Source organism: Oceanisphaera ostreae, assembly GCF_042676125.1.
GTDB classification, from domain to species: Bacteria; Pseudomonadota; Gammaproteobacteria; order Enterobacterales; family Aeromonadaceae; genus Oceanimonas; species Oceanimonas ostreae.
In genome coordinates, this window is the sequence record NZ_JBHTJS010000043.1 from 1 (window position 1) to 10,725 (window position 10,725).

9 protein-coding genes and 1 riboswitch are annotated in these 10,725 nt (G+C 47.6%); of the genes, 5 read left to right on the plus strand and 4 right to left on the minus strand.

From position 1 onward, the window contains the following. Positions 1-740 precede the first annotated feature (740 nt). Positions 741-1,214, plus strand: coding sequence for an RNA recognition motif domain-containing protein (locus ACFQ1C_RS11595; RefSeq protein WP_379558787.1), 474 nt, complete (start codon positions 741-743; stop codon positions 1,212-1,214). A 35-nt stretch (positions 1,215-1,249) separates the two neighbouring features. Here ACFQ1C_RS11595 and murI read toward each other — a convergent pair whose 3' ends face one another. Next, the gene (gene murI, locus ACFQ1C_RS11600; RefSeq protein WP_379558779.1) at positions 1,250-2,071 is read right to left on the minus strand and encodes a glutamate racemase; all 822 of its coding nucleotides are present in this window, start codon (positions 2,069-2,071) and stop codon (positions 1,250-1,252) included. A 133-nt stretch (positions 2,072-2,204) separates the two neighbouring features. Then, complete coding sequence (locus tag ACFQ1C_RS11605; RefSeq protein WP_379558780.1) at positions 2,205-4,037, minus strand: TonB-dependent receptor domain-containing protein; 1,833 nt, start codon at positions 4,035-4,037, stop codon at positions 2,205-2,207. Between the two features lie 40 nt (positions 4,038-4,077). Further along, positions 4,078-4,276, minus strand: a riboswitch (cobalamin riboswitch). 182 nt (positions 4,277-4,458) lie between these two features. On the opposite strand from ACFQ1C_RS11605, the gene ACFQ1C_RS11610 reads away from it, so the two are divergent. The 3 genes from ACFQ1C_RS11610 (at position 4,459) to ACFQ1C_RS11620 (ending at position 6,480) form a co-directional block, all read left to right on the plus strand. Next, a complete protein-coding gene (locus ACFQ1C_RS11610) occupies positions 4,459-5,799 on the plus strand; it encodes a sulfite oxidase (protein ID WP_379558781.1) in 1,341 nt (446 codons plus the stop codon). Between the two features lie 8 nt (positions 5,800-5,807). Further along, entirely contained in the window at positions 5,808-6,176 is a 369-nt protein-coding gene (locus tag ACFQ1C_RS11615; protein WP_379558782.1) for a hypothetical protein, read from the plus strand. A gap of 97 nt (positions 6,177-6,273) precedes the next feature. Then, a complete protein-coding gene (locus ACFQ1C_RS11620) occupies positions 6,274-6,480 on the plus strand; it encodes a hypothetical protein (RefSeq protein WP_379558783.1) in 207 nt (68 codons plus the stop codon). A gap of 55 nt (positions 6,481-6,535) precedes the next feature. On the opposite strand, the gene ACFQ1C_RS11625 is transcribed toward ACFQ1C_RS11620, so the two are convergent. After that, entirely contained in the window at positions 6,536-7,063 is a 528-nt protein-coding gene (locus tag ACFQ1C_RS11625; protein WP_379558784.1) for an ATP--cob(I)alamin adenosyltransferase, read from the minus strand. Positions 7,064-7,501: 438 nt separating this feature from the next. Between ACFQ1C_RS11625 and trmA the strand changes: the two genes are divergently transcribed. Further along, entirely contained in the window at positions 7,502-8,599 is a 1,098-nt protein-coding gene (trmA, locus tag ACFQ1C_RS11630; protein ID WP_379558785.1) for a tRNA (uridine(54)-C5)-methyltransferase TrmA, read from the plus strand. Between the two features lie 184 nt (positions 8,600-8,783). Here the strand turns inward: trmA and ACFQ1C_RS11635 are convergent, their stop codons facing one another. Continuing rightward, positions 8,784-10,028, minus strand: a complete 1,245-nt coding sequence (locus ACFQ1C_RS11635) for a malic enzyme-like NAD(P)-binding protein (protein WP_379558786.1) — start codon at positions 10,026-10,028, stop codon at positions 8,784-8,786. Positions 10,029-10,725 lie beyond the last annotated feature (697 nt).

Here is a 10,725-nt window from a genome sequence, read left to right on the forward strand (position 1 = left end):
GGATGCGTATTCTACGCATTCCGTAGTATTCGTCAAGTGTTTGTTTCGAACTTAATTTCCGTTCTTACAAACCCTTGTGACCGTGAGCGACTTGCCCCGTGTCAGTGAGGTGGAGTATAGAGATTTGCGCTTTTAGCGCAAGCACTTAATTGCTAGAAATAGGCCTTTGGTGACCGTTAGGTCAAATACCCAGCAAAAACACAGGTTATATACAGAGTTATGCACAGCGCATAGCGCCAAGCTAGACTGAGATAAGATAAATCCAACCCTTTTAGCAACGGAATACACGGAAAATAGAGATAAAATCTGAAAAGGGATCTTTAGAGACAAGGGTTTATCATTTGTAGGCGAACGCTTACTCTCGCATTCCGCCGAAGGCGGAGCGTTTAAGCATAGTGAGTCAACAGTGCAGATCCGGTCGCAAGTCCGGTCAGACGGAAAAGACCGTGCTTGTCTTTAAGACTGGTTCAGCTCGTCCTCTTTACACATTACTCCCGTAGCAAAACAGTTTTTGGCCTTTAAGATCCGGTGCTGGATGTTAGATTTTATCTCGCCCAGCCTTCACTCGTTACCCTTCACCCTTTACTAACAAGGCTTTTTAGATCACATTTATTACGCTTATTGACATCAAGCGTTACTCCGTAGCTCAATTGAGGCTATGCTGTAATCGATGGCGTGTGCTGCATTAGGTTAATGTGGGCATGCCATGCACATTCATCCACTTTGAGATTGGACTGCCGATGAAGTTATCCCATTATCCTGTTTATATTCAGTCTGCCCTTTATGCTGTTGTGTTGGCTCTAATTGGCTATTTTGTTGTTGGCTGGGCTGCGCCTTCACTTTCTGCTGACGTTCTTTTTGCACTTGGTTTATTGTTGGGCGGTTTCTTGATTCCTTTAATCACTCGCCCTGCTGTGCCTGCAGAAATTCCCACTACTACCTTATATGTAGGAAACCTGCCTTACCGTGCGAACGAGGCTTCGGTAAGAGCGCTGTTTGAAGGCTTTGGCCAAGTATTATCGGTCAGGCTGATGAAAGACAAGCACACCGGCAAGCGCCGCGGCTTTGGATTTGTTGAAATGCCAAGTGATGCCGCATTAGCGGCACAACAGGCATTAAACGATTCGGAGTTTCAGCAGCGAACGCTGAAGGTGAGAGAAGCAAATGAACGTAAAGATGACGAAGAAGGCAACGGCGAACAAACTCAGTCGTAATTGCACTTAGCTTGGCTATAACTCATTAAGCCAAATTAAGGGGTAAAACACTCGAGTGCACCAAACCCTTCTTTACTAAAAGCCCCGGCCTGTTGCCGGGCTTTTTTTGTTAGCCGAGTACAAAATAATCGCCCTGCTTGATCTCCTCGCTGACAGCCCTCTTCTTGCTCTACTAATAAAGTGATCACTCGGCGCGCGATAGCGGCCCCTGAGTCAATTAATTTGGCATTAGGTAAGCATTGGCTAATTTCAGCGGCCAACAGCGGAAAGTGGGTGCACCCCAACACCAAGGTATCTGGCCCTTGCTCGCCAAGCCAAGGGGCTAACACCTTATATAGCTGTGGCATATCAACAGGCAGACCTGATAGCTTGTCTTCGGCCATTTCTACCAACTCGGTAGTGCCCAGCATAGTTACTTGCAAGTCGGCGGCAAAGCTTTGAATCAGCTCGGCAGTATAGCGACGAGATACCGTGCCTGGCGTGGCTAACAAACCGATATGACCGGGTTTGCTAGTTGAGGAATTAGCCGCTTGATGTTGACGACTGTATTCGGCTGCAGGTTTAATGGCAGGCACCACGCCCACTACCGGAATGGTGAGACATTGGCGTAAGGCTGGCAGCACATAAGTGCTGGCGGTGTTGCAGGCGATAATGGCGATATCCACCGGATGGCGCGCGACAAAAGCCGTAAACAACTCGACGACCCGCTCTACTAAACGCGATTCTGTTAACTCGCCGTAGGGAAAGCAGGCGTTATCAAATAGATAAAGGTACTGATGACCCGACAGGGTCTGCCTGAGCTCGCGATACACAGACAAGCCGCCCATACCGGAGTCGAAGATTAAAATATTTGCCACTGCCCGTCCTCAATGCGTAAAGCCGCCCTCACTGTGCAAGGCTGTATGATAGCGCCAAAGGCAAGAATGAAAAAGCCGGCACTAAGCCGGCTTCGAAATTACGTCGTGTTCAGAAATAAAAATTTAGCTGCGATTAGAAACGGTAATCGGCACCGACGTAGAATTCCATGTCTGGGGCGTCGTAGCCACTAACTACCTGATAGTCTTTATCGAACAAGTTGTTGATCTTGCCGTTCAGGGTCAACTGCTGCGTTAGTGGGTAACGAGCACCTATGTTCCAGATGGTGTAAGAAGGGGTGTACTCCTTATTAACTGCGCCATAGGTCTCCCGATTACCCATATATAAAACTTGGGCAAACAGATTAGCTCTCGCTATATTCATATCAGCAGTCCAACTGAATTTACGTTTGGCACGGTTGAGTAACTGCTTTGTAGTTCCAATATCTTTAGCATCAGTGTAGTCAAAACTAGCAGTATGATTTACTGGACCAGTAGTCGCTTTCACTACTAACTCAACACCTTTGATTAAAGCATCTGTATTCTTTGTCGAGTTAATAAGCGAATAAGGAGGTGTATTAGAATACACCATTAAATTACTTATCTCATTCCGATAATAATTCAACTGCCAATTTAATAAATCATAATCACCAGTAAGGCCTAACTCCCAGTTTTTCGACTTTTCTGGTTCCAGAGAACCTACATCTTCTGCTGAAGCGATTTCACCAAAAGTTGGAGCCCTAAACCCGGTACCGTAACTCAGCGTAGCTGCATGCTCTTCAGTTAAAGCCAGTGACAATGTACTTTGCCAAGTGCCATGAGTACCAAATTGCTCGTTATCATCCACTCGACCAGTTAGTTCAAAAGAAACAGGGTTCCAAGCATGAAAGGCTGAGGCAAACACGCCAGTATTATCACGATCCGGCTGCAGTGTTCCTGTAGAATCAGACAACTGGCGGTCTTGCTGCCAATCTATACCAGCTAACCCATAACTTTGCTCAGAGTAGTGGTACTGCATTAATCCATCTAAGCGAGTAGTAGCAAAGCTCTTATTGCTATAACTACTACCACCTTCTTTATTCCAATCTTCAGCTTTATACTCGCTATAACTGGCATTTATCTGACTAGTTAATTGTTGCGTTTGATATTGTAGTCCAGTGTCAATTTGATAGGTTTCAGTATTATTTTTATTAGCAGAAAAACCAAGCCAAGCCGGCTCACCAAAATCGTACTCTAAGTTATTTTCCCAACCATTAAGATTCGCATCCCAAGTCCACGCTTGATTCAGTTTATGCTCGATGCCTAACGTCAGGTTTTTGCTCTCAAAACCATCGCGATCTGACTGGCTATTATTAGGCTGCACATCGTAGCCACGTGTTTCTCGATAGCCGGTAGCCAGTTGAAGGCGAGTGGCGTCCGTAACCCACTGGTTAATGGATACATCAGCTGCATAATAATCATTGCTGCCACCGGTCACACTCAGCTTCGTATCATTCACTTGCGAGGTGGTAATAATGTTAACTACGCCACCTATGGCTTTAGAACCATAAATAGCAGCACGAGGGCCACGAATATATTCGATGCGCTCGACGTTATTCACCGGCAACTGGCTAAAATCGACGTTAGAGTTGACCATTTGTGCCATGGGGCGACCATTGAGTAACACCAACACTTGATTAGAGTTAGTGCCTCGCACAAATAAGCTACTGGTTTGCCCAATACCACCGCTCTGGCTACCAAACTGCATGCCCGGCAGGGTTTCTAGCAGATCCACTAATGATCGCGGCTGGCGGCGCTCGATGTCAGCTTTGGTGATTACTGTTACTGGCGCAAGGGCGCTGGTAGCTGATTGTTTAACTTTGTTGTAAATGGTGATCTCGGTAGCATCATCATTTTGAGAAAGAGTTGAGTTTTGGGCAAGCGCCGCCCATGGCAACAGAGCCGCTGCCGCCAGCCATTTTTTAGACATTGATATACTTCCCTAGTACGCGTAGTGATGGCCTGCTGGCCTTCCTGTGAGCGCTTTGGCAGGTTTTCGGACTTGGAGGCTCGAGCCTGAGCTCACCTAAACGACGGCTTCCCACTCTTTATTGAGCAGTGCCTGAGTTACCCCGTGTCGTGTCGTTCCTCGTTACCGCTGCGCGCCAGCTCCGGATTTACACCGGATTCCCGTTTATGCCAGTTGGCACCAAAGCGCGCGCATTATAAGAAAAGTCAGCCTGACTGTATATGCATATACAGGGGGAGAGTGTCTATACTTCCTTATAAAAATGAATATGACCTAGGTCTCAGTTCATTAATATTTACATAACAGTAACATTTAGTAATTTGCTAGGCTGCTTCAACTATGGTTATGGTCAGACGCGGTGTGCGTACAAGGAGAGAGCGAGATGGAAAACGATCCAAAGAATAAACATGACCAGCCCAGCAGAGGGCTGCATGAGCTTTACGCAGAAGATCCAATTAAAGCCGATGAGTTGGTATGGAACCGTGAAACTGACAAGGGCAGCCGCCGAGGATTTCTTAAGCGTGGCGGCCTGCTTGCTATGGCCACAGCAATCGGTGCCAGCATCCCCTTCTCTAAAAATATGCCGGCTGGGCTAATTCCAGCCGCCTTTGCCCAGTCTAATGAACCTTTTGCCATTCCAGGCAAAGAAGGCCTGATCATTCTTAACGACCGGCCGCTTAACGCCGAAACCCCACCTCACCTGCTGGACGACGAAATTACGCCAGCCAAGCATATGTTTGTGCGTAACAATGGCATAGTGCCCGATAGCAAATTATTGGATCCGGCGAGCTGGACGCTTGAAATCGCCGGCGAGTCTTGTGAAAAACCCACCACCTTCACTATTGCCGAACTGAAATCTCGCTTTAAACATTACAGCTATCAGCTAACGCTGGAATGTGGCGGTAATGGCCGCAGCGAATTTGTGCCTGCTGCCAGCGGCAACCAGTGGACTACCGGCGCCGTGGCCTGCCCTAAGTTTACCGGGGTACGATTGAAAGACGTGCTAGAAGCCTGTGGCATTAAGAAAGACGCGGTTTATATCGGCTATTACGCCGCAGATTTGCACCCCAGTGGCGATTCCAGCAAAGAGGCTATCTCGCGAGGGGTTCCCATGTCTAAGGCACTGGAAGACGAAACGCTGATCGCCTGGGCCATGAACGATGAAGACCTTCCGTTATTGAACGGGCATCCGTTACGTTTGGTGTGTGGCGGCTGGCCGGCTTCAACTTCGGGTAAGTGGCTGAAAAAAATAGTGATACGCAACAAGGTACACGATGGCAATAAGATGGCAGCCCCGTCTTACAGTGTACCTAAATATCCGGTCGCACCTGGTACACAAGTGCCCAATGAAGACATGGAAATTATTGGTTCTATGCCGGTTAGGTCGCTAATCACCTTTCCAAAAACCGGTATCAGCCACAAATTAGGCGAACCTTTCCCAGTACGCGGCCACGCTTGGGCGGGCGATCTGGAAGTAAAAGACTTCCATGTTTCTATGGACTTCGGCATTACTTGGCAAAAAGCCGAGCTGCGGGCACCAGCAAATCGACTAGCTTGGCAGCATTGGCACAGTGAGTTTAACTTCCCTGAAAAAGGTTATTACGAAATCTGGGCAAGGGCAGTAGACAGTAAAGGGCAGTCTCAACCCATGGTAGTAGCTGGCTGGAATCCAAAAGGCTATTTAAATAATGCTTGTCATCGTATCGCGGTACAAGTGGTCTAGGAGGCGTAATGGCACACCCTATTGCTGTGAGTTTATTATTGTTGGGGCTGGCGGCGACTCCTGCTTTGGCCGCAGAGCAAGACCCACAAACCGGCTTTATTATTGCGCCAGGTTGGGAGACGGTGCGTAATAATTGTATTGCTTGCCACTCGGCAAGCCTAGTAACGCAAAATAGTGGTAGCCGTGAACACTGGTTATCGTTGATCCGCTGGATGCAGAAAAGCCAAGGGCTATGGCAGTTTGATGCCAACACAGAGGGGACTATTTTAGAGTATTTAAGTAGCGCCTACGGCCCCAAGCAAGACGCTCGACGCCCACCGCTGCGCGCCGATCAATTGCCAGAAAATCCATATCGAAAACCAGCCGAGGTTAATTAACTCAGCAAGCGCTACCACAAGGAAATCCATATGCAACGCCGCCACGCCACAAGCGCGGCGGCGTTTTTATTTAAGCCGACACCCTTCCGTTCGTCTGATGCAGGCGAAGCAGCTGCTCAATAAGTATCAACAGATTAACAGCGACACATTAAAGATGAATGAAGCCGTGAATGATTTGAATACCCTAAGCCGCTGGGGCTTTGACGAGCATGGCCGTCGCTTAGAGCAGCGCATCCGTGAGCAGCTTGATAACGAACGCCGTCAGGCATTCGATCGCCAGCTAACTCAGACGCTAGCAGGATAGGTGCCTCGGCCGCAGTTTAACACTGCGGCCGACTTTTCCATCATGGTATAGCGGCTTAGTAATTGATGCTGATATAAGGGACTTCGGTAACGCCCTGACGATGCTTGATGGCGACGGTCAGTACAAAGAAAAAGTTAGCTAATACGTTGGCAAACCGAGGCAAAGTTTCGTCGAACTTTCTACCCTCTTGCTCTAATCGCACTAACATACGTACTATTTTTTTACCGATGCAACGGCACAAGTGTAGCTGGGGTACTGGCGCTGGCCCTCTGGGTAAAACAAAGCCCGTTACTCGCCCTTCACTAGCCTGCTGATAGTAGGTGTATCTGGCTTTTAGCCATTCGATATCCTCCTCAAAAATACCATGTTTACCCCGCACCGACCCATTCAAGTTGTAGATCAACGGTTGTAGCTGCTCTAGGTCGGCACGAATGTCGGCAAACTCTTCCGGCAACATCGATAGCACCACGCCAATATGACAGCAGAGTTCGTCGGTGAGAATTTCATAATCACAAGTCAGACGGGTCTCGTAGATAAATGGATAACACCATTCACGTAAATCATCAGGTTTAGGGCGGCGCATGTTAGCTCCTTGGGAAAAATCTAGAGACTAAGGATTTTTCGCCACGGAATCCACGGAAGAATTACGATGGGATAAAAACGAACGGTGACTTTTAATGGCAAGAGCTAAACATGAATTCTCTGTAGCCGTAGTTTTAGCTGCGAGGTCTGTGCCAACAGGCAGACCTTTAAACAAGGCCAAACCGGCCTAAAAAATAAGGTGCTTTCCGCTATTATCTCTATTGTTCTGTGCTCTTTTGTGAACTGCGTGGCAACATTTTTCACGATTACTCTGCTGCGCAGACTCGTCGAATACTCTTTGTAAAAATACGGCGGCTTACATAGATACTAAGACGTTGCGGTGTTTTTGGGCAAACTCAGCATTCAACACTCACAACTCAACACTAATTACTGCTGGTCCGTGCTAGAATTTGCGCTTCGTTTTTAAGAGAGGCATATCATGAGCACAGTGGTTAACCCGCACACCTATCAGGCCCAGCTGGATGCTAAAGTAAGCCAGCTGCAAGATACCTTTGCGCCTTTTAATCCGCCGAGCTTAGATGTGTTTGCCTCTGAGCCCGAGCATTATCGGATGCGCGCTGAGTTTCGGGTATGGCATCAAGATGATGACTTGTACTACATCATGTTTGATCAGGCCACCAAACAGCAATACCGCGTCGACCACTTTCCGATTGCCTCATTGTTGATTAATCAGGCCATGCCGGCGCTGTTAGAAGCCTTAAAGCCCGACCCTGTGCTGCGCCGTAGCTTGTTTCAAGTAGACTTTTTATCGTCACTTAGCGGCGAGCTAGTGATCAGCCTCTTGTATCACCGCCAGCTAGATGAAGTTTGGCAAGACGCCATGCAAGCGGTACGCGAGCTGCTACAACAGCAAGGTATTCATGCCAGCATTATTGGCCGCGCTAAAAAGCAAAAGTGGGTGCTGGGCCAAGATTATGTTGTAGAAAAACTACAGGTTGCGGATAACGAACTGATTTATCAGCAAGTAGAAAATAGCTTTACCCAGCCAAACGGCCGCATGAATGAAAAAATGTTGGGTTGGGCGTTGGAAGTCACACAAGGTGCCAGCGGTGATTTGCTGGAATTGTATTGTGGTAACGGTAACTTCTCGCTGGCATTAGCGCCTAATTTTAATCGGGTGCTAGCGACCGAAATTGCTAGTTCCTCGGTGAAGTCTGCACAATATAATATTGCGGCTAATAATATTGATAATGTGACTATTTTACGAATGTCGGCCGAAGAGTTTACTCAAGCTATGCGTGGCGTGCGCGAGTTTCGCCGCTTAAAAGGCATCGACTTAAGCAGTTATAACTGCAATACCATTTTGGTCGATCCACCTCGAGCCGGGCTAGACGAAGAAACCGTTAAGCTGGTGCAGGAATATGACAATATTCTTTATGTCTCTTGTAACCCAGAGACGCTGCAGAAAAATTTAGCAACTTTATCCCAGACGCACACCATCAGCCAATTTGCGCTGTTTGACCAGTTCCCTTATACCCATCATGTAGAAGCTGGGGTTTATCTTAAAAGACGGTGAAGGGTAAGCGTGAAGAGGAAGACATAAGAGTATCTGCGAAGCGGCTAAACATAACTAATGGTAGGGTCGAATTCATTCGACCTCTTTTATGCCGTGCTGCAGTTTTTGGTTAGATACTCTTTGCCTAAATAAAGCGATCAAAAAAGGGAGCCGAGGCTCCCTTTTTTACTATCATGCGCGGAGGTTAATCCAGCATGTAGTTTTCTGGCAGTTCGAGAGCAGCAACACCAGAGGCAACGGCAGCAATTGCTACGGCGCGTGCAACGCGAGGTAGCAAACGTGGATCCATTGGCTTAGGAATGACGTAGTCTGCGCCAAACTCCAGCTTCTCGTAACCTGAAGCGTCTAATACCGCTTGTGGTACGGTTTCTTTCGCTAAACCACGAATTGCATCGACGGCAGCTACTTTCATCTCGTCGTTGATGCAAGACGCACGAACGTCGAGTGCACCACGGAAGATGAATGGGAAACACAATACGTTGTTTACCTGATTTGGGTAGTCAGAACGACCGGTACCCATAATCAAATCTTGACGTACAGAGTGCGCCAATTCTGGCTTGATTTCTGGATCTGGGTTAGAGCAAGCGAAGATAACTGGCTTGTCAGCCATTAATGCTACAGCTTCGGCTGGCAATACGTCTGGGCCAGAAACACCTACGAATACGTCGGCGCCAGTGATCACGTCTTCTAGCGTGCGCTTGTCGGTATTGTTAGCGAACAGTGACTTGTACTCATTCAGGTCTTCGCGACGAGAGTGGATAACACCATTACGATCCAGCATATAGATGTTTTCACGCTGAGCGCCACACTTGATCAGCAGTTGCATACAAGCAACGGCGGCAGCGCCAGCACCCATACACACTATGTGGGCTTCTTCGATACGCTTGCCCTGAACTTCCAGTGAGTTGATCAGGCCAGCCGCAGTTACAATAGCGGTACCATGCTGGTCATCGTGGAATACAGGTACGTTACAGCGTTCAATCAGTGCCTTTTCAATTTCAAAACACTCAGGTGCCTTGATATCTTCTAGGTTGATGCCGCCAAAAGTATCGGCAATGGCTGCTACTACTTGAATGAATTCTTCCGTAGTGCGGTGCTTAACTTCGATGTCTACTGAGTCGATGTTAGCGAAGCGCTTAAACAGTAAAGATTTACCTTCCATTACCGGCTTAGCAGCCAGTGGACCTAAGTTACCTAGCCCTAAAATGGCGGTACCGTTGGTGATAACGGCAACCAGGTTACCTTTAGCGGTATATTTGTAGGCGTTGTCTGGGTCAGCAGCGATTTCACGCACTGGCTCGGCCACACCTGGGCTGTAGGCTAAGGCGAGATCCTTGGCGGTTTCTGCCGGCTTACTGATTTCAACAGAGATCTTTCCCGGAGTAGGGAAAGCATGATAATCGAGTGCTTCTTGACGGAAATCGGACATTCTACGAGTACCCTGATGTAATTGTTGACATTTAGACGATTTTTGTGCGAACAAGTTTATCACAATGTTTATACAATGTGATAGTAATCAACTTATTCGATATTGCCTAGTAAAAATCATTGCTTTATTTTTACAAGCAGATATAGCTTTTTCAGCTGGCATTTTAATCGTCGACGGCCATTACATAGTAGTTAGCCCGAAATATATAGCTGATTACGCTGTTCTAAGGTAGTCCCAATTTGAATAAGCCCCTTAACTGACAGCTCGAAGCTGTAAGCTATAAGCCTGTCACTTAATCACATCTTTTTGTTGAAGTTTGAGTGGAAGTCAGGCAGAGCGCACTACTCCGCTCGACTCGCCGTAAACCCATCCATGGGAGCTCCGCCGCGCCCTCCCTGGCGCGGAGGGTCGACGGAGCAGACACCCTCTGCCTTCCCATGAGCACCGAGTTTCCTGAATGTGTAGGCGAACGCTTGCTCTAGCATTGGGCCGCAGGCGCAAATCAGTTTTTGCTGCTAGGGGTAGATTTATCCGTACGCTGGTCGTTTAAATTAATGACACCCATTCAAATTGGTTATCGACATTTTACTATTTAAATTAGATCAACTATATGATCTAATTACTCTTTTACCTTTCAAGGTGCATTATGTTTATCGCTGATGAAACGAGTTGGGCCAAGGCTCTCTTTGGGCACGCC

Excerpts from the sequence above, each read along its gene's own strand:
- ACFQ1C_RS11595 (WP_379558787.1), top strand. The coding sequence starts at position 741 with ATGAAGTTATCCCATTATCCTGTTTATATTCAGTCTGCCCTTTATGCT.
- ACFQ1C_RS11605 (WP_379558780.1), bottom strand. The coding sequence starts at position 4,037 with ATGTCTAAAAAATGGCTGGCGGCAGCGGCTCTGTTGCCATGGGCGGCG.
- ACFQ1C_RS11610 (WP_379558781.1), top strand. The coding sequence starts at position 4,459 with ATGGAAAACGATCCAAAGAATAAACATGACCAGCCCAGCAGAGGGCTG.
- ACFQ1C_RS11615 (WP_379558782.1), top strand. The coding sequence starts at position 5,808 with ATGGCACACCCTATTGCTGTGAGTTTATTATTGTTGGGGCTGGCGGCG.
- ACFQ1C_RS11620 (WP_379558783.1), top strand. The coding sequence starts at position 6,274 with ATGCAGGCGAAGCAGCTGCTCAATAAGTATCAACAGATTAACAGCGAC.
- ACFQ1C_RS11625 (WP_379558784.1), bottom strand. The coding sequence starts at position 7,063 with ATGCGCCGCCCTAAACCTGATGATTTACGTGAATGGTGTTATCCATTT.
- trmA (WP_379558785.1), top strand. The coding sequence starts at position 7,502 with ATGAGCACAGTGGTTAACCCGCACACCTATCAGGCCCAGCTGGATGCT.
- ACFQ1C_RS11635 (WP_379558786.1), bottom strand. The coding sequence starts at position 10,028 with ATGTCCGATTTCCGTCAAGAAGCACTCGATTATCATGCTTTCCCTACT.